We start from the raw sequence: 17,561 nt of genomic DNA on the forward strand, positions 1-17,561 counted from the left end.
CTGTAGCCCGATTGAACGCTTTAGCGAGATCGGGCTTTTTTTTGCCTGCGATATTTTCTGCTTCAAGCAATCCCTCTGTAGGAGCTGCCGCAGGCTGCGATCTTTTGACTTTAAAAAACAAGATCAAAAGATCGCAGCCTGCGTCAGCTCCTACATGGGGATTTGTGTTGGTTCCAGAAAGTAAAAACCGCTATCGTCGCCGCCATTCGATTTTCGAGGCGAGCATGGGCTATCTACTTTTTGTCACGCTGATCCAGGCGTTTTCCTTCAGTCTGATCGGCGAGTACCTGGCAGGGCATGTCGACAGTTACTTTGCGGTGCTGGTGCGTGTGGTGCTGGCGGGGCTGGTGTTCATTCCGTTGACGCGCTGGCGTTCGGTGGAGCCGGCGTTCATGCGTGGCATGTTGCTGATCGGTGCGTTGCAGTTTGGTGTGACTTACGTCTGCCTGTACCTGAGCTTCCGCGTGCTGACGGTGCCGGAGGTGTTGCTGTTCACCATTCTCACGCCGCTGCACGTGACATTGATCGAAGACGCGCTGAACCGTCGCTTCAACCCGTGGGCGTTGATTGCTGCGCTGGTAGCAGTCGGCGGTGCGGCGGTGATTCGCTTCGACAGCATCAGTCCCGACTTCTTCATGGGCTTTCTGCTGCTGCAACTGGCCAACTTCACTTATGCCGCCGGGCAGGTCCTGTACAAGCATCTGGTGGCGAAGCATCCGAGCGATCTGCCGCATTACCGCCGTTTCGGTTATTTCTACCTCGGTGCATTGGCGGTTGTGCTGCCAGCGTTCCTGTTGTTCGGCAAGTCGAACTTTCTCCCGGAAGCGCCGCTGCAATGGGGCGTGTTGCTGTTTCTCGGTCTGGTCTCGACTGCATTGGGTCTGTACTGGTGGAACAAGGGCGCATGCATGGTCAACGGCGGAACACTGGCGGTGATGAACAACCTGCACGTGCCGGTGGGGTTGCTGTTGAATCTGCTGATCTGGAATCAGCATGAGGAACTGGGGCGGTTGTTCCTTGGCGGGGGTGTGATTCTGGCAGCGGTGTGGATCAGTCGGTTGGGCATTAAACGCACTGCGTAACCCGTGCAGGAGCTGCCGAAGGCTGCGATCTTTTGATCTTGAACATCAGAAGATCGCTGCCTTCGGCAGCTCCTACATGTGATCAGTAAGTTACATCAGGTGTTTTTCCGGCTCGGGAATACTCGCCGAGCCCAACACCGCCGGCAGCAACCCGGCGCGCAAATCCCCGCCACTCGGCTGTTGATACAGACTCAGCCCGAACTCCGGCAACACCGCCAGCAGGTAATCGAAAATATCCCCCTGAATCCGCTCGTAATCGGCCCACACCGTGGTGCGGGTGAAGCAGTAGATTTCCAGCGGAATGCCCTGCGCGGTGGTTTGCATCTGCCGGACCATGCAGGTCATGTTCGGCTGAATCTCCGGATGACTCTTCAGATACGCCAGTGCATAGGCGCGGAAGGTGCCGATATTGGTCATGCGGCGGCGGTTGGCCGACATCGCCGCGACATTGCCCTGCGCCTCATTCCAGGCCTTGAGCTCGGCTTTCTTGCGGCCCATGTAGTCGGTCAGCAGGTGCACCTGCGAGAGCTTTTCTTCCTCGTCGTCGCGAATGAAGCGCACGCCGCTGGCATCAATGAACAGGCTGCGCTTGATCCGCCGACCGCCGGACTGCTGCATGCCGCGCCAGTTCTTGAATGACTCGGACATCAGCCGCCAGGTGGGGATCGAGACGATCGTCTTGTCGAATCCCCGTAATAGTGAGCTTCTAAAAATATGGACAGCATTCAGCCCAGTAAAACCGGGCTTAATGCAAAAATGGAGCTGTCCGGAATTTTGGATGCGGAAATGGACAGTCGCCGATGCTGGCGAAGCGCAGCATGTCCGGTGCAGTCTCACACTCTGACCAATGTCCGCCATCGGAACCTCTAAAGATCCAGTAAATCATTGAGGCAAGATGGGCCTCCGCGACTCAGATCCTGGCCTCCACGCCCTAGTAGCGATTTACCGAGAAATGCACCCAAGTGCTGTACGTCACGGTAGACCCCAAAGACAATGTGCCGTCCTGCACGACGGGTAGTGCTTGATGGTTAGTCCTAGCAACGATGACTGCTTGGGGAGGGTGGTTTTGAACTGATGGCTCCCCCTCCTAGAGGACTTAATTCTCGCGGCTCGAAAACGGTACAAATGCATGCCGTTTTGCGTCGCTGAAACTGGGTGAACCTGGATGCCATCCTCACAGATGAAAGCAGTCCAAGTTGGCTGCGGCTGGATGCCAGCCTATGTTTGTGTTTGCCTACAAAATCGTTCACGGAACAGCGGCGGTTCGACCTTGCGACTGGGTTAGGTCAACAATCGCTCGAACCTTTGATGACAGCTATCTCTTCGAAACCAGGAACACCGTCTATGTGCTCAAGGGGCTAGGACAACGGAAGTCGTCTTCGCTGGAAGGCATCTCCTCCATCTGTCAGGTGTCACCGCCTCACTCCTGACGACTCGACTGTTTCAGAGACCAAAATATCTTCCGTTGGCACAAAGCTGCTATGCCAGGCATTCCCGGAATGTTTGGTGATGGGGTGCTGCATTAGCATGGCGTGTCCCGAGCTCTCCCTGGTACCACCTCGGCGTCAATGTCCAGAACTTCTATTCCGACCATTTAGCTCTGGAATGCTTTATGCCACAGCCTCCGCAGCGTGCTTTCAGGTATGCCCAACTCCTTCGACGCTTGAGATTGACTGAAACCTCGGGCTTTTAACTCCTGAACATCCAGCCACTTCTTCCGCGCCTCCAGCACGCCTGGAGGAACCGTTGCTTGCGTTTTTGTAGGTAGGGGATTATCTGCCAGCCCTAAAGCTTCTGCCTCCGCCAGTGAAGCCAGGAGGACTTCACGTATTGTCCGTTTCTCATGAGATGCGATAGCGAGTGCGAGTAGGGTGATTGGCTCAACCTTCAGCGCGGCGGCAATCTGGACACTCGTGTCGACAGTTGCGGAGCTTTTTCCAAGCTCAAGGGCGCTGATGTGCGCTTGTGTTACAGAACCAGAAAGCTCCGTCTGGGACAGGCCTTTCTGCACGCGAAGCAGTTGAACTACTGCTGCATATGATTTGCGCAGCGACATTTCAGTATCCCGATAAAAGGAGACGGTATGTCGCATTTGCCTGCCGCCACACAAACATATATATTTGTAGGTGTGGCGGCTCTTCGCCCCCGCTCGAATTTATTGAATATTGACAAAAAGAGGGGGTGGGGTGTGGATAGCGCTTTTGACGTCGGCCTCTTAGGTGATTCAGGCGTTGAATTACAGGGGTCTGATCTCTCCCTCGACGAAGCCCTCGCATTGGCCAAGAAGATCTACAAATGGATGCCCCTCTGCGCCGTTGAAGAATGGGTAATTATGGATGCCATCGTCACCGAGGATGAACGAGCCAAAGTGGCCGCCGCTGGTTGTCAGCCAATGTTTATGTTTGCCCACAAAGTGGTCGACGATGAACAGCAACGCTTCGAACCAGGTCACTGGGTAAGATCGAGCATGGGGACTGCGTTCACTGACGGTTTTTTGTTCGTCACTCGGAATTCTGTCTATGTTTTGCTTGGCCCCGGGCACCGCAAGTCAGCATCTATCCAAGCTATTTTCTCAATTTTTTAATTCTCTTAGGCCCTGCCAGAGATATACGCGAGACCTTTGATGTTCCGAACATATAAAGATGATCTTGAGGGAAGACTAACGATGTTTGGCGAAGGCCTAGCACACTGGAACGCTGTGTCGCGCGTACTCCGAACGCATTGGTACCACGTTGTAGTCGAGGCGCAGGAAGGCGGTAGAGTTTTTGAGCTTGAACTCATGATCAATGATGAATACAGACTGCGAGAAGTAATCAAGTCCCAAGACAAGGGAATTGTGGTCAAATCTGTCCGGGCGATCACACCGCCGAGGATTAATGGTGGGAATGATTGGAAGATGGATAGGTTGTCGAGCGTGTCTGTAGGTAATGATGTCAATGACATTCCTGTGTGTTTGATGCACTTGGAAAACGGTTCTGTATATCACGACTCATTTCAGAAAAAATTCAACCACCGCTCTCTCTCAAATCTTACGCAGATGTATTTGAGTGGCGGTCAGTAAAAAGGCAGCCAAATGAAAAGTCCTATCATTCTGGAATTTCACAGTAAACGCCTTTCTGACTTTGATCTTAGAAGAATCGCAAAAGCCCAAAACGAAAATTTCGATGGCCCCATCACGGCCTATCTTTGCGGCGTTGCCATCAGCAACAATGTTGCCGTAGGAGTCGTCTTTGGCCACACGCGTAAAGGCCCGTTCGGACGTTTCGATGACGGTCACTACATGCGTACCTCTGACATCATTTGCGCCCGCCGTGAAGGCCGATTCTGGGTTCTCAACACGCTCAACTCGCGATACGTCATCGCGACGTTTCAACGTGATATCGGCCGACAAACCCTGCGTAACTTTCTGATGGTTTCGAGCCAGGCAATCCAAGACCCCCCTTCGATTCAGTGAGCTTCTCACTCGCGCTCTAGCAAACTGATTGAGCGCCCACGAGGCTTCATGACAATCAAACTTATCAGAAAGCGCGAAGTTATTTGAATTGCAGGGATTTTTTGAGAGCCACCACAGATTCGGGCCACCTTGGTTGAGATGGGCTTTGATCTCAACGAATTCGTAACCAACTTTAATTACTCTCAAAAAGAAAATTGGGAAATTGCGGAGTTAATGCACGAAATCTCCGGATGTTTCTTGCTCAGGGCATTTTTTCAACGATCCCCCGTAGGAGTATTCACTTAGGTGCATTCGGCGAATAGCATATCAAGGAAGAGACCGATGATTAAACCGGCAGCCTCTTCCGCGTTAGTCGAACAAGGAACGTACTGGAAAGATCAGGCTGTATCAGGTACAGGCTCGATCCGAATAACTTTGATCATAGCTTGAGGGCAGAGCAAGCTATCACCATCCTCTGCATAATTCTTATTGGCTTCGAAGGCTGCTTCGATGTCGCGCAAGTTGCTGCAGTCCTGAAAATCAGACGTGTCAGTCGTCACGTATTCGTGGCACACGCAACTCAATGCAGAGCGATTGGCCCATAAGTCGTCGGGTATAGTCGTGTCGATGCGAATGAAGCTGATAAGGAATTTCATGCGACGCCCTTAAAGATCTATTCCTGAATATAGAAAAAGTGGGCATCGTGCACAGGGTCAATAATATCGATTTTTGGCCGTTGGTCAATATTGAGTTGTGTCGTGCGTACTGTTTTTCACAACGCAGAACCAAACGCAAAAATATTTTTTGATTGGAGCTAAAGTATTCTCGGTTTTGAGCCGTTTAACAAATAAACAAACAAATAAACGCGCTGAGAGGCTAAAGATATATGGCTACCGTCACCACGCATGAATCAACACACCCATATGATTATCTCCGAGGCCGAATAGCCTGTGAGACTTCTAGTCTTATAGGCGCCTTCAGGGACGGAGACCAAGTCGTGCTCAGAATTGATGAGTACGCCTACCACTTGAGCCCAACTCAAGCTGATTTGCTGGCTCAAGGATTTCTAATGGCAGCTCTACGCACTGGTCTTGGACGTTTCGATATGCCATGGCTTAATGGACAGATCCATAATGTAAGTGCGATACCCAAAAAAACTTTCCAGAGGGGAGTGGCAATGGGGATGGGGTTCCATGACGCCACACTCCCGGAGTCAGACAAATTTTTCGCGACGGGTTGGCTTTACGAGGGAACTGGGGAAGATTTGGATTACCCCGCAAACATGGTGTTTCTTAAAACTAGGCGAGATGGTGTTGTCGGATTCAAAAAGGGAAAAGATGAATTTCTTTTGAGCCCAAGGCACGTCGCTCAGCTCTGCTTGGAGCTTGCTGATTCTGCCAATTCACTCGACACGCGTGTCTGGAGTATATGGGACAGGCGCATCGAGTGGAGTACCGGGCACGCAACATCAGACAGAGCCTCTTTTGATCTGGCGAATAGTGCACTATTTGATTACCTGAAATCATACAAACATATCGTTTAAAAGTTTGATCGGCAAAAGTATCGATTTGAATGCTGGAGGAACCTTGGCTGAGAGTCAGCAAGGCTCTCCTCACGATACTAAGCGTGTCATGAGCGCATATTCGTAGGTAACGAGAGCTACGCAGACAGGCTTAATGGGTGTGATTGAGTGTGTAATTGGATAAGAAAGCGCTTACGCTCGATTTAGATCAACTTTTCCCGGGCTTGGGTGAGTGCGCCTTAATTTACGACCTCGCTGCTCTGGCCCTACTAAGTCTCGTTCACTGTCGTTTCTAGGGAGTTTCAAACTCGCTCAGGTATCAGAAACTCCGTACTTGATCGCTGAACACGCCGTGGGCTTCCACTTCTCTGTTGTAGGCATTTACGGCTTCGCTGTTCTCTGCCAGCCATTGCTCGGCCTGTTGCTTCTTTAGGGCCTCGGCCAAAGCCTGTTCCAAGAGGATTTTTTCTTGAGTGCGCATGGTGTCGTCTCCCGTTCGGCCGCGATCATAAGAGTAACCCTTAAACAAACTCGCCATTTTCCTAGTCCTGGCACTGGTGTACTCATCTAAAATCTTAGCGCTGACTTTACATTCAAACATGACAACGCATCCTGAAAAACCTAGTCGCTTACGCAGCTTACCGACGAGCTCACGTGTGCGCTCGCCCCGTTATGCAGCTCATCAAATCACAGCGCAGGCGATTGATTGTTCTGTTTCCAAGCCCTAGGAGTCACACCTTCGGTTCGCACGAATGTTCGACAGAAGTGAGACTGGTCAGAGAAGCCACACTCCAGTGCAATGTCCGCAAGTAGCAATCTCGACGTCTGAAGCAGCTGCTTGCCCCTCTAAATCCGCTGCTCTCGCATCCGTTCTTTGGGCGAGACGGGAGTGCTGTTTTTAAACTGACGGGTGAAATGGCTGCGCGATAGCGCACACGCCTGTGCGATAGCTGCCACGGAGATATCTGCGTCCAGGTTATCGAGCATCACCTGCTTGGCGCGCTGGATCTGCCAAGGTTTCAAGTGTCCGGTTTGTTTAGCCAAATCCTTAAGTGAGGACGCGCATGTTTCCTTTTTCATCCTGATTCCTTTTTCCCAGTAGCCGGTTGATCAGCTCAATCCAGCGGTCAGTCGATGGAAAAAATTTAACGGAATGCGTGTCGTGATGGGGGCGCATTTTTGCGCTGCGAGAGGCGCAAAAATGCGCATTTTCAATAGCGTTTCCGGTGCTAGCCTTTGCCTCCCGACAACTCGAATCGACATCATTCGATTCGTCATCTGCAAGGAGAAAGCAATGGCTGCCTCACACCCGCACGGCAAAAACACCGCTTACTGGGGAGTTTCATGGGAGGAGGGCTACGGCTATCCCCAGGCCAGAAAAGTCGGAAACGAGATCTATATCTCGGGTCAGTTCAACCACGATGAGGAGGGTAATCTCGTTGCTCCCGCGCCCCTGAATAGCGAGGGTAAACCCAGCGATTTTTCGTCGATAGGAGAGCAAATGCGCGCCTCCTACGACAACATCGCCAAGCTGCTCGCGCTCTATGGAGCAACCCTTGATGATGTCGTCGAAGAAACGCTGTACGTATTGGATATGGACGCGGCATTCTCCGTCGTAGGTGATGTGCGCAAAGCCGCATATCGCACTGAGCGCCCCCAGTGCGCGAGCAATATCATCGGTGTATCCAGGTTGGCTCAACGTTCACAGCTGATTGAAATTGTCTGCAAGGCGGTCATCGGATCTCGCGCCGACTAAGAGACGCTCCCGGTGTCTATCGCCCTGGATAATGGCCCCCAGATATTGAACCAGAGATCGTGCTAGGAGAGGATAAGGCACAGCGAATCGCTGTCAGTTGCTAAGCCGGCAGAGGCCCGAACGCTCGGTATGAGTCGACCAAAGAATCAAATAGCGAGATATCTGAGCGACTTCTGGCCAAAAGCTGGGCACCGACAATAGCTGCGAAAATTGCACGTGCTCTAGCTTCACTTTCATTTTCTTCACACACCTTCGCAGCCAATAGAAGCTTGCTAAGCCATGCAGTATTAACCTCAGCAAAGGTCTGAATTTCTTTTGTCATCTCAATGGGCAAAGTATCGGTTTCAGCGCCCATGAAACTACCCAGACAAAGGCGATTGTCGGCCTCAAGCGATCTTCTGAAGATTTCAGGAAAGCGGCGCAGTGCGTCAATCGGAGACGGGCTTTCAGATTCGATCGTCTGGAGTGCGAGCGCACCGTCCTCCCAATATCGTTTGGCAACCGCAATTCCTAGATCGGCTTTGCTTGGAAAATGGTAGTAAATGCTCGCCGCTTTGATGCCAACTTCTTGCGCAAGGTCGCGGAAATTCAAACCATTGTAGCCCTGCGATTGGGCAATTTTTTTGGCCGCCAGCAGAATGGCTTCTTTGGAGTTGACGCTCATCTTGGTGCCTTTCGTCTTGGGACGATCTCTCAAAATTGGGAAAGCTAATTTACAGCAAAGACCTACCGTGTGACAGGTAGAGTGTTGGCGGCGAGCCGTGAGCTCAACGTGACTTAGGTGCTTAAGTAGGGGCCGTTCCATCATGGCCAGTAAACGGCATCGCGAACCGACACGAGTCAGATCATTACGGTCACCGAGAAGGCCAGGGCTGTGGCGATCTCGGCGGACGTAGTTTCCATTGAGACGCTGTTACTGGGCTGGCGAATCCAGTTCAGGAATGCCGCTGTTCCGATCAGCGTAGGCAGCCTGGAAGCTTGGACGTTTTGTCCAGCGCTGCCAGTACGCATCCAGGAACTCAAAACGCTCGTCCAGTGGAGTGGCATTGACCGGGAATTTCGAGAAGGCGATCGCGGTTGCCAAGGTAATGTCCGAGAAGGTCGGGGCATCGCCGCCGAGCAGCCACTCGCGACCATCTGACAGATGACGATTAACCAGTGCCGCGTGAGCCAAAGCTTCCTTACGGCAATGTTCGCCCCAAGCCTCATTCTTGGTCAGTTCCAGCTTGAAGCCCAGCCCGGTATGCAACACGTGGAACGCTGTAACGATGCGGTACAGGATGTGCACCCACACCCGATTGTCCCACATGTTATCCAGACCCTGTTCTAGTGCGGTCGCTCCCATTAATTTGCGACCGGGATACTCTTGGTCAAGATAACGAACGATGGCAGCCGTTTCGGAAATGTAGCTGCCGTCTGCCAGTTGCAGGGTGGGCGTTTCGCCCCACGGATTCAAATTCAAATGACGCCAGCCACGCTGTTCGCCTACAGGGGACATGTCGTAGATGGTTTCGGTAAATTGGTCGGCGATGCCCTTTTCGTGCATGAACAGACGCAGACGCTGTGGGTTTGGAAATGCCGAAGGCGAAGTGAAGAGCTGAAGTTTATTAGTCATGGTCGATCCTACATAGTGGAGGTTGGGTTATCTATCTGTCGTTAGGTAGACAAACCTTAGCGAGCGACTCAGTGCGCGTCAACACCTATCTAACATTCGTTAGGTACATTTTTATTGGGATGTTCTGGCTGCATCGGTTCGATTGAGGTGAATCGCTCGCTGGAGCTCGGGAAGGGCGTGGGATCTCACATCGGTCGCGAGACAGAACTGCGTCATCCCGACTGCGGGATTGCATGGATTGGAACCGCCACAACATCCTCAGCATGGGCACCTATTTCGCGCCGCCCAATGTGAATTGGACAAGACGTGACTACCGGACAGTTTTCCCCTGACCGTTTCGAAACCGGCTGCCGCGAAGCGCTTGAACTCCGCCTCCTACAAAACGTTGCGGCAACTGTTGTCGCTGCAGATCATGCGTGTATTCCCTGTTCTGGATCGCGGTAAACGTAGAAATTTCAGGCGGGGGGATCTAGCAGGGAAATTAGGCGCGGCTCGATGCTGTCGGGTTGTATCTCGAGAATTGCCAGGGTGAGCGGCAATTTGAAACGCCGAGGGCCAGCGCTACCAGGGTTCACGTAGAGACGATCGCCGCGCCATTCGATGCGCGGTTTGTGGGAATGGCCGGTGATGATGAGCTTTATGTCTGGATCTAGGTCGGCGGGGACGTCGGCGATGTCGTGGATAAGGAGGGTGTGCCAGCCGTTGAGAGTGAAGGTCAGAAGGTCGGGGAGGTCTTTGGCCCACGGGCTGCTGAGATCATTGTTGCCGCGCACGGCGTGGACGGGAGCAATTTCGGACAATTGGACAAGGATGTCCGGGTTGCCGATGTCGCCGGCGTGGATGATCAGGTCACAGCCTTGAAGCGCGCCGATGGCTTCGGAGCGGAGGAGATTATGAGTATCGGATATTACGGCGGTTTTCATGGGCCAACTCTCCGTGGACGTTTCGGGTAGGAGTGACTGTTTTCGACCCCATAGCAGCTCATCAGCGCTTCGAAGCGCTGTATCACTTCCACACACGTACCGGCATGAATGATAGACGTCTCAGGATAGTGAAACGCAATAAGTGGCGTTGACAACGTCCCGCGTTAATCTACTGCCTTGGGGCCCCACGAATGTCTTGCTGTATTAAACGAAGTTTTTTCGAGGTGGATGCCGTCTAAGGAGATACTCTCAGGGAGAGCCAAGACGCCGATAGCAAGCGCGTTTAAGCACAGGTATTGAGGATGAAGCATGTTGAATGTTGACGAGTTCCCCAAGGACACTTGGGAACCCAGTGAGTATGAGAGTCTGGTCGCCATGGGGGCCCATTCGCTCGATGTCATTCCAGGGGCAATTTACCTCTGTGACCGCGACGGGTGGCTGGTCAGATTTAATAGCGAAGCGGTCAATCTGTGGGGAAGAGCGCCTGCTTTGGGTGTCGACGGCGACCGCTATTGCGGCTCATACCGACTTTATACGACAAACAACACGCCATTAGCGGTTGACGAATGTCCGATGGCCTCCACGCTCAACGCAGGCCTGTGTGCGCGTAACCAGGAAGTCTTGATTGAGCGACCGGATGGTTCGCGTTTCGTAGCACTCATGAATATCCGCACCCTTAGAGACCGGCGTGGGGAAATCCAAGGCGCGATCAATTGTTTTCAAGACGTCTCGATGCACCATGCAATGGCCGAAGAATTGCGACGTAAAAGCTCCGATCTTGAAGATTTTTTCGAAAACAGCGCCGTAGGCCTCCACATTGTCAGCGGCGAGGGCATTATCCTTCGGGCCAACAAAGCGGAGTTGTCGCTGCTAGGCTATTCAGCGAACGAGTACATTGGTCGCCACATCACAGAATTTCATGTTGATGAGCCGATAATCGGGGACATCCTCAATAAACTCGGTAGCGGTGACTGCCTGAAAAATTATCCGGCGCGTCTGAGGGCTCGGGACGGCACCATCAAACATGTCGCGATTACCTCTAACGGGCGATTTGAAGACGGCAAGTTCTTCAACACACGTTGCTTTACTGTTGATGTGACGCGCGCGCATGAAGCTGAAGTTGAGCGCCAAGAGAGTGATGATCGGCTCGCGGCTACCTACGAGGCGGCGACCATCGGAATTGCCGAGGCGGGAGAGGATGGCCGGCTACTCCGGGTGAACGATGCCCTTTGTACCATGCTAGGTCGCTCTCGCGAACAGCTGCTATCGATGACCTTTTTTGATTATACCCATCCGGATAGCCTTGAGCAGGACACAGAGTTATATGCACGGCAGGTGGCAGGTAACCTGGACAACTATGTGTTGCGCAAAAGGGCCATGAAGCTCGATGGCCAGCCGCTTTATCTCGATATTCATAGCTCATCGGTAAGGGCTCCTGACGGCAGGTTCCGCTATGGTGTGCGCATCATCCAGGATGTGACGCTGGCCCGAGAGATGGAGAACCGGTTGCGAGAAAGCGAGCGTCACATGCGCAATCTACTAGAAGCGCTGCCGGCGGCCACGTACACCACTGACGCTGAGGGGCGCATCACATTCTATAACCGTGCGGCAGTCGAGTTGTCGGGGCGAACGCCGCAATTGGGCGACCTGTGGTGCGTAACCTGGAAATTGTTTAACACCGATGGCACCTATCTTCCTCACGACCAATGCCCGATGGCCGTGGCCCTCAAGGAAAATCGGCCCATTCGGGGCGTCGAGGCCATTGCGGAGCGTCCGGATGGCACCCGCGTGCCATTTGCGCCTTATCCGACCCCCCTGCATGATGCGGATGGAAGCCTGATCGGTGCCATCAACATGCTGGTGGACATCACCGAGCGAAAGCAGGCAGAAGACCGACAAAAAAACCTCATTGACGAACTGAATCATCGAGTCAAAAACACGCTGGCAACGGTTCAGTCCTTGGCGGCCCAGACAGCGCGCAATGCACAGGATGCCAAGGATGGGTACACCCGGTTCGAAGCCCGGCTGCTTGCATTGTCTCGTGCCCACGACCTGCTGACGAAGCGGCATTGGGGCCTTACTCCGCTGGATCAGCTGGCCCATGAAGTGTTAATGCCGGTATTTGGCCATGAGCCAGGCCGCATCGAGATCACCGGTGATGAGATCAACGTTGACACCCGCGTCGCACTGAATCTCACCATGACGCTCAATGAGCTGGCAATCAACGCCCTTAAATACGGGGCGATGTCCAGCGAGAGGGGGACACTTTCCGTTAGGTGGAGTCTTCAACCCCAACCGAGGGGCGCGCTACTCACCGTGAACTGGCGCGAACAGCGCGGCCCCTTAGTGTCCACGCCAGAGCGCGAAGGATTGGGTTCGCGGTTGATGAAACGCTGCATCGAGCGTGATCTAGGCGGTTCTTTTGAACTCGACTTCGCCACTGAGGGCGTTCACTGTCGCTTCTCGTTTATGATCGTCGGGAACAAAGCGTGACCTCGTTTATAGGAATCAGGGTGCTTCTGGTTGAAGACGAGGGCGCCATCGCCATGCTAATCGAGGAAATGCTCGAAGATTTAGGGTGCACGGTGGTTGCCTCCGAGGCCCAATTAGCGAAGGCCCTGCACGTAGCAAATGTGGTGGATGTAGACTTGGCGATTCTGGACGTGAACTTGGCTGGAGAGCGCGTCTTTCCGGTAGCCCAGATTCTGCGCGCACGCAACATCCCTTTTTATTCAGTACCGGCTACGGCGCCAGCGGCCTGCTGGGAGAGTTTGCCGACTGTCCAGTCCTGCACAAGCCGTTTTCGGAAACCGATCTTCGGTTGAAAATTGCAGTAACGCTGAGACGTTAGATTAATAAAGCCTTTTTTGGAAAACGCCTTGGTTTTGATGGTGTACTCGCAGCTGCCCGACTCGTAATGGCTGCTTGCTGATAGGCATGAACGGCAGCTATTGTGCAGCCGTTCAAGGCTGATCGTTTCTGCGGCGGTAGATGCCCATCTCGTGGTCGCTACCTGGCGCTCACCGTCCACAACTGATCCAGCTTCGTCGTATAACTCTGGCTCATAAGCTCCCGACGCATCGCCCATCCAGGCGTTGCCGGCACGCTGGCTAAACGCAGCACTCCCTTTCCCCAGCGGCCATTAATCTCATCCAGCACTCCCATCACCTTGTCTGAAATCGCCGGCTGGGATTGCGCGAACAGGTCATCAGTGAATTCGCCAGGCTGTCGCAGATCCATCAGCAGCACTTCCGCCTTGCTGTACTTGTAGCCGGGACGGAAGAGACGGTTGACTGCTTCGGTCGCAGCCTTCGTCATCAGCCGCACGTCATTGGTCGGGTACGGTAACTCGACCAGCGCTCCATTCGCATATTTCGCTTCCTCGGGATTGAACATGCCGGTGCGAATGCTGACGCGGATCTTCTTGCACAGCGAGTTTTGCGCTCGGAGCTTTTCCGCTGCGCGTTGAGTGTAGGTGGCGACGGCCTCCTTTATCGGCTCAATTTTTGTCAGCCGCATACCGAACATTCTGCTGCAGCAAATCTCTTGCTTGGGTGGGTCAGCTTCCCCTAGTTCTAGACATGGTGTACCGGCCAGCTCGCGAGCAGTCTTCTCGATCACCACGCTGAATTTCTGACGAAGCATCCACGGATCGGCTTTTGCCAAGTTCATCGCAATCTTGATGCCCATTGTTTCCAGATGAGCCTTCATGCGCTTGCCAATGCCCCAGACTTCGCCGACGTCGGTGTTGCGCAGCGTCCAGTCGCGTTTGAACGGATCGCACAAATCCACTACGCCGCCGGTGATATCGAGCAACCGTTTGGCTGTGTGGTTGGCGAGCTTGGCCAGCGTCTTGGTGCCGGCAATACCCACCCCGACTGGAATGCCTGTGCGTTTGAGAAGGGTGGAGCGCATGTGCCTGCCGAACGCGGACAGATCTCCAGGCATGCCAGTCAAATCAGCAAATGCTTCATCAATGCTGTAGACCTCAAGTGCCGGCACCACCGATTCGATGATCGTCATGACGCGCTCACTCATGTCGCCGTACAGAGCGTAATTGCTGCTGAAGGCCACGATTCCATGCCGGCGTAGATGGTCTTTGATCTGGAAGTACGGCTGCCCATTTTTACGAACGGCTTGGCGTCGTAGCTACGTGCGATCACACAGCCGTCATTGTTGGACAGCACCACGATAGGTGTCTTGGCGAGGTCGGGTCTAAAGACGCGCTCGCAGCTCGCGTAAAACGAGTTGCAGTCGATCAGGGCGAAGACAGGTTCACGTATTGTCATGATCGCGCACGCTGTATTTCACAACGCCCCAGATCACAAGCTCATCGCCTTCCATGACATGTCTAGCCGGATATTTTGGGTTCTCTGACACAAGCAACACGGCGTTCTCGCGCAGAAGCAGGCGCTTGCAGAAGGGCTCCGAATTCAACGCGGCAATAACGATATCGCCACTGACCGCTTCGATGCTTCGATCGACGATCACCACATCCCCGGAATAGATGCCCGCGCCCTGCATGCTATCCCCATCAATCCTCACCAGATACACGTGCGGCGCCCTGATATCGAACAGCTCATCCAGGGAAATGTGCTTTTCGATGTGGTCAGCCGCAGGGGAAGGGAAGCCCGCCGGTACCTTGGATGAATAAAGGGGCAGCTGCTTACCGCCAGTAGCAAGTGGGCCGAGGAGGGTGATGCTCATGATGCAAGCCTTAGGAGATTAACTGTACAAGTATACAGTTAACGATTTGGTTCGCTTGCGGTCAATCTCATAGGCACGACAATTCGACGGGTGACAGCATGTGCGGACGCTACTCGATCTACGAATCGATGGATCACTACCTCAAGGAGCTTGCGCCAAGGCAATTGGTGATCAATGGCTATGACCTCTGGCCAGTCGAGCGATACAACGTCGCCCCGTCGACGCGGGTGGAAATTATCCGGCCGGTTCGGGATGGCTTGAGCATTGATAAGGTCAGATGGGGCTGGGCGCCATTCTGGGCGAAAGGAAAGCGTCCTGACCCGATCAACGCGAGAGTCGAGACCGTCATCACCGGCAAGTTCTTCAATCAGCTCTGGCCAAACGGACGCGTACTCGCGCCAGCGAATGGCTGGTTCGAGTGGGTCAAGGACGAAGAAGATCCGAAGAAAAAGCAGCCGTATTTCATCACTCTGAAAGAGCAAATTCCCGTGTTCTTCGCAGGGTTGGCCGAGGTGCACGAAGGTATGGAGCCGAATGATCACGACGGCTTTGTCATCATCACCGCCGCGAGTGATGAGGGCATGGTCGATATCCACGATCGCAAACCCCTGGTCTTATCGCCTGAGCAAGCCCGTGAATGGATCGATCCCGACACTTCACCTGAACGAGCACGCGAACTCGCAATGGAGCACTGCAGGCCTGCTACGGATTTTCATTGGTACAAGGTTGCCAAAGATGTGGGGAATGTTCGTAATCAGGGCTCACACCTGATTCAGCCGCTATCTCTGGCTTCGGATGTTGACGACTGACTAAAACCGAGAGCCGACAGTATTCGTCGGCGGAACGACGAGCTCTCACAATTATTTGGGATTATGGCCGAGCCATAATTATCGCTAATTTATAATTTCCCTAGCCCGGTTACGATGCGGGCATAAAATGCAGAACTGCAATACACTCTTAGTTACCTATCTAATCGAGACCTGTCATGTCCAAACTCGCAGAATTCCGCCAGCTTGAAAAACACCTCGCCGAACAGCTTCAGGCACTGGAAGCCCTCAAGGGCGACGCAGGGCTCAAAAAAGAAATTGAGTTCGAAACCAAGCTGCGTGATTTGCTCGCAAAATACGGCTACAGCCTCAAGGACGTCATCAATCTGCTTGATCCACAGCCGAGTCGGCGCGCTACAGCTGTCGAGTCCAAAGTTGGCAGTCGCAAGCCCCGTCAGTTGAAGGTTTATAAAAATCCACACACGGGCGAAGTCGTAGAAACCAAGGGCGGTAATCACAAAACGCTCAAGGAATGGAAAACAAAGCACGGCGCAGCGACTGTTGAGTCTTGGCTGACAAAATGATCTTGGCTTGAATTGAAAAAAGGCCCGCGAGGGCCTTTTTTCATCTGACATAATGATAAATCAACAGTTTTGTATTCATGCTCAGTCTGAGTAATCCGCTTAGCCACATGTTCCCCGAACGATTTACAGCCTAGTGTTCCTCCGATATCGCCAGTGCGCAACTCAGGCACCTCTAATACCGCATCTACTGCTGCGGTTATGGCGTTTGATGCACTAACGCATCCGCTATGCTGATGACGGTTGCCCATCCATTCAAGCAGCATGGCCACAGAGAGAATCATCGACACTGGATTGGCTTTATCTTGGCCGGCAATATCTGGGGCAGATCCATGTTGGGCCTGCGCGCAGCAGTATTTTTCACTGGCCATAATCGACCCGGCAAGGCCAAGACTGCCTGACAATTCACTGGCCAGGTCGCTAAGAATGTCGCCGTAGAAGTTGGTAGTTACCAACACATCGAAACGTTCCGGGTTGCGTACGAGGTGCGCAGTACACGCATCTACCAACAAGTCATCAAGCTGCACATCAGGGAAGTCTTGGCTGACGCTGCGTACACAGTTCATGAACAAGCCATCGGTCATGTGGAAACTGTTGACCTTGTGGACAGCGGTAACCTTATTTCTTCTAACTGACGCAAGTTCGAAGGCGCGGCGTGCGATCCTTTCGCAGCACTGACGCGTGATCTTGCGAGTAGAGAGTGCCATATCTTGCGTCGGCATCACCTCACCCCAACCCCGACTCATATTGCGATCAGGATAAAAACCTTCGGTCGCCTCACGCATGATCACCAAGTCCATGGTTCTCCCTTCACGCAAATTCGACTGCAAGAAGGGGCGCGTTCTGGCGGGTCGGATGTTCGCATATAGATCCAGGCCTGTGCGGAAGGCTGCGGAGATATTGCGACCTCCCTTTTCCGGTGGAGGATAGTCTGCATGAGACTGAGTACCTAGGATAATGCCAGCGTACCTCTTCGCTTTTTCCAACACCTCATCGCGCAAAGTAGTGCCGTACTTTTCAAGGCTGGTGAAGCCGACATCGTCATGATCAAAGCTCAGTCCTAATCTGAATCTCTCGTTTGCCGCCGAGAGTACAGACAGGGAAGAATCCACAATTTCGGGCCCAATACCATCACCCGACAGCACTAATAAACGCATAGCCTTAGCTCCTTGGCT

Annotated in this window: 21 protein-coding genes and 2 pseudogenes; 11 read left to right on the forward strand and 12 right to left on the reverse strand. The window is 53.2% G+C overall.

The annotated features are described in order from the left end of the window. The first annotated feature begins 224 nt into the window (after positions 1-224). The gene (locus FEE99_RS11605; protein WP_041478821.1) at positions 225-1,082 is read left to right on the forward strand and encodes a carboxylate/amino acid/amine transporter; all 858 of its coding nucleotides are present in this window, start codon (positions 225-227) and stop codon (positions 1,080-1,082) included. Positions 1,083-1,172: 90 nt separating this feature from the next. Here the strand turns inward: FEE99_RS11605 and FEE99_RS11610 are convergent. Next, positions 1,173-1,778 (reverse strand): annotated as a pseudogene (locus tag FEE99_RS11610) (mechanosensitive ion channel domain-containing protein); the annotation flags it as partial. A gap of 524 nt (positions 1,779-2,302) precedes the next feature. On the opposite strand from FEE99_RS11610, the gene FEE99_RS11615 reads away from it, so the two are divergent. Then, a complete protein-coding gene (locus FEE99_RS11615) occupies positions 2,303-2,512 on the forward strand; it encodes a DUF6957 family protein (RefSeq protein WP_371924046.1) in 210 nt (69 codons plus the stop codon). A gap of 164 nt (positions 2,513-2,676) precedes the next feature. Here the strand turns inward: FEE99_RS11615 and FEE99_RS11620 are convergent, their stop codons facing one another. Then, entirely contained in the window at positions 2,677-3,138 is a 462-nt protein-coding gene (locus FEE99_RS11620; RefSeq protein WP_041478820.1) for a helix-turn-helix domain-containing protein, read from the reverse strand. 27 nt (positions 3,139-3,165) lie between these two features. Here FEE99_RS11620 and FEE99_RS11625 point away from each other — a divergent pair, with 27 nt between their 5' ends. The 3 genes from FEE99_RS11625 (at position 3,166) to FEE99_RS11635 (ending at position 4,536) form a co-directional block, all read left to right on the forward strand. Next, positions 3,166-3,666, forward strand: coding sequence for a DUF6957 family protein (locus tag FEE99_RS11625; RefSeq protein WP_305965252.1), 501 nt, complete (start codon positions 3,166-3,168; stop codon positions 3,664-3,666). An 81-nt stretch (positions 3,667-3,747) separates the two neighbouring features. Further along, positions 3,748-4,143, forward strand: a complete 396-nt coding sequence (locus FEE99_RS11630) for a hypothetical protein (protein ID WP_081932509.1) — start codon at positions 3,748-3,750, stop codon at positions 4,141-4,143. Between the two features lie 12 nt (positions 4,144-4,155). Further along, the gene (locus tag FEE99_RS11635) at positions 4,156-4,536 is read left to right on the forward strand and encodes a hypothetical protein (RefSeq protein WP_041478818.1); all 381 of its coding nucleotides are present in this window, start codon (positions 4,156-4,158) and stop codon (positions 4,534-4,536) included. 377 nt (positions 4,537-4,913) lie between these two features. Here FEE99_RS11635 and FEE99_RS11640 read toward each other — a convergent pair whose 3' ends face one another. Next, positions 4,914-5,171: a hypothetical protein gene (locus tag FEE99_RS11640; RefSeq protein WP_041478817.1), complete on the reverse strand. Its 258-nt coding sequence runs from the start codon at positions 5,169-5,171 to the stop codon at positions 4,914-4,916. Positions 5,172-5,512: 341 nt separating this feature from the next. Here FEE99_RS11640 and FEE99_RS11645 point away from each other — a divergent pair, with 341 nt between their 5' ends. Beyond that, positions 5,513-6,058 carry a hypothetical protein gene (locus tag FEE99_RS11645; RefSeq protein ID WP_041478816.1) on the forward strand — a complete coding sequence of 182 codons (546 nt, stop codon included), beginning with the start codon at positions 5,513-5,515 and terminating at the stop codon, positions 6,056-6,058. Positions 6,059-6,356: 298 nt separating this feature from the next. On the opposite strand, the gene FEE99_RS11650 is transcribed toward FEE99_RS11645, so the two are convergent. The 3 genes from FEE99_RS11650 to FEE99_RS11660 all read right to left on the reverse strand — a co-directional run bounded on the left by FEE99_RS11650 (position 6,357) and on the right by FEE99_RS11660 (position 7,117). Continuing rightward, the gene (locus tag FEE99_RS11650) at positions 6,357-6,518 is read right to left on the reverse strand and encodes a type II toxin-antitoxin system CcdA family antitoxin (protein WP_041478923.1); all 162 of its coding nucleotides are present in this window, start codon (positions 6,516-6,518) and stop codon (positions 6,357-6,359) included. Between the two features lie 206 nt (positions 6,519-6,724). Continuing rightward, positions 6,725-6,853 carry a helix-turn-helix domain-containing protein gene (locus tag FEE99_RS11655; protein WP_335340678.1) on the reverse strand — a complete coding sequence of 43 codons (129 nt, stop codon included), beginning with the start codon at positions 6,851-6,853 and terminating at the stop codon, positions 6,725-6,727. 30 nt (positions 6,854-6,883) lie between these two features. Next, a complete protein-coding gene (locus FEE99_RS11660; RefSeq protein ID WP_305965253.1) occupies positions 6,884-7,117 on the reverse strand; it encodes an AraC family transcriptional regulator in 234 nt (77 codons plus the stop codon). Positions 7,118-7,331: 214 nt separating this feature from the next. On the opposite strand from FEE99_RS11660, the gene FEE99_RS11665 reads away from it, so the two are divergent. Then, the gene (locus FEE99_RS11665) at positions 7,332-7,793 is read left to right on the forward strand and encodes a RidA family protein (RefSeq protein WP_041478815.1); all 462 of its coding nucleotides are present in this window, start codon (positions 7,332-7,334) and stop codon (positions 7,791-7,793) included. Between the two features lie 100 nt (positions 7,794-7,893). Here the strand turns inward: FEE99_RS11665 and FEE99_RS11670 are convergent, their stop codons facing one another. The 3 genes from FEE99_RS11670 to FEE99_RS11680 form a co-directional block, all read right to left on the reverse strand. Next, positions 7,894-8,457: a TetR/AcrR family transcriptional regulator gene (locus tag FEE99_RS11670; protein ID WP_041478814.1), complete on the reverse strand. Its 564-nt coding sequence runs from the start codon at positions 8,455-8,457 to the stop codon at positions 7,894-7,896. 249 nt (positions 8,458-8,706) lie between these two features. Then, on the reverse strand, positions 8,707-9,408 hold the full coding sequence (locus tag FEE99_RS11675; RefSeq protein ID WP_041478813.1) for a glutathione S-transferase family protein: 702 nt from the start codon (positions 9,406-9,408) through the stop codon (positions 8,707-8,709). A 455-nt stretch (positions 9,409-9,863) separates the two neighbouring features. Next, on the reverse strand, positions 9,864-10,331 hold the full coding sequence (locus FEE99_RS11680; RefSeq protein ID WP_041478812.1) for a metallophosphoesterase family protein: 468 nt from the start codon (positions 10,329-10,331) through the stop codon (positions 9,864-9,866). 309 nt (positions 10,332-10,640) lie between these two features. Here FEE99_RS11680 and FEE99_RS11685 point away from each other — a divergent pair, with 309 nt between their 5' ends. Both FEE99_RS11685 and FEE99_RS11690 read left to right on the forward strand, forming a co-directional pair. Beyond that, on the forward strand, positions 10,641-12,824 hold the full coding sequence (locus FEE99_RS11685) for a PAS domain-containing sensor histidine kinase (protein WP_041478811.1): 2,184 nt from the start codon (positions 10,641-10,643) through the stop codon (positions 12,822-12,824). Beyond that, positions 12,821-13,156, forward strand: a complete 336-nt coding sequence (locus tag FEE99_RS11690) for a response regulator (protein WP_237143811.1) — start codon at positions 12,821-12,823, stop codon at positions 13,154-13,156. The genes FEE99_RS11685 and FEE99_RS11690 overlap by 4 nt, the downstream gene beginning before the upstream one ends. A 184-nt stretch (positions 13,157-13,340) precedes the next feature. Here FEE99_RS11690 and umuC read toward each other — a convergent pair. Further along, positions 13,341-14,620: pseudogene (gene umuC, locus FEE99_RS11695) on the reverse strand (translesion error-prone DNA polymerase V subunit UmuC). After that, positions 14,607-15,038: a LexA family protein gene (locus tag FEE99_RS11700; RefSeq protein ID WP_041478810.1), complete on the reverse strand. Its 432-nt coding sequence runs from the start codon at positions 15,036-15,038 to the stop codon at positions 14,607-14,609. The pseudogene umuC and the gene FEE99_RS11700 overlap by 14 nt, the downstream one beginning before the upstream one ends. A 98-nt stretch (positions 15,039-15,136) precedes the next feature. Between FEE99_RS11700 and FEE99_RS11705 the strand changes: the two genes are divergently transcribed. Next, entirely contained in the window at positions 15,137-15,847 is a 711-nt protein-coding gene (locus tag FEE99_RS11705) for an SOS response-associated peptidase (protein ID WP_041478809.1), read from the forward strand. 176 nt (positions 15,848-16,023) lie between these two features. Further along, complete coding sequence (locus FEE99_RS11710) at positions 16,024-16,389, forward strand: histone-like nucleoid-structuring protein, MvaT/MvaU family (protein WP_081932507.1); 366 nt, start codon at positions 16,024-16,026, stop codon at positions 16,387-16,389. Here FEE99_RS11710 and FEE99_RS11715 read toward each other — a convergent pair. After that, positions 16,320-17,543, reverse strand: coding sequence for an isocitrate/isopropylmalate dehydrogenase family protein (locus FEE99_RS11715; RefSeq protein ID WP_081932505.1), 1,224 nt, complete (start codon positions 17,541-17,543; stop codon positions 16,320-16,322). The two genes, FEE99_RS11710 and FEE99_RS11715, sit on opposite strands and share 70 nt — an antisense overlap. Positions 17,544-17,561 lie beyond the last annotated feature (18 nt).

The organism is Pseudomonas sp. ef1 (assembly GCF_007293365.2).
GTDB classification, from domain to species: domain Bacteria; phylum Pseudomonadota; class Gammaproteobacteria; order Pseudomonadales; family Pseudomonadaceae; genus Aquipseudomonas; species Aquipseudomonas siliginis.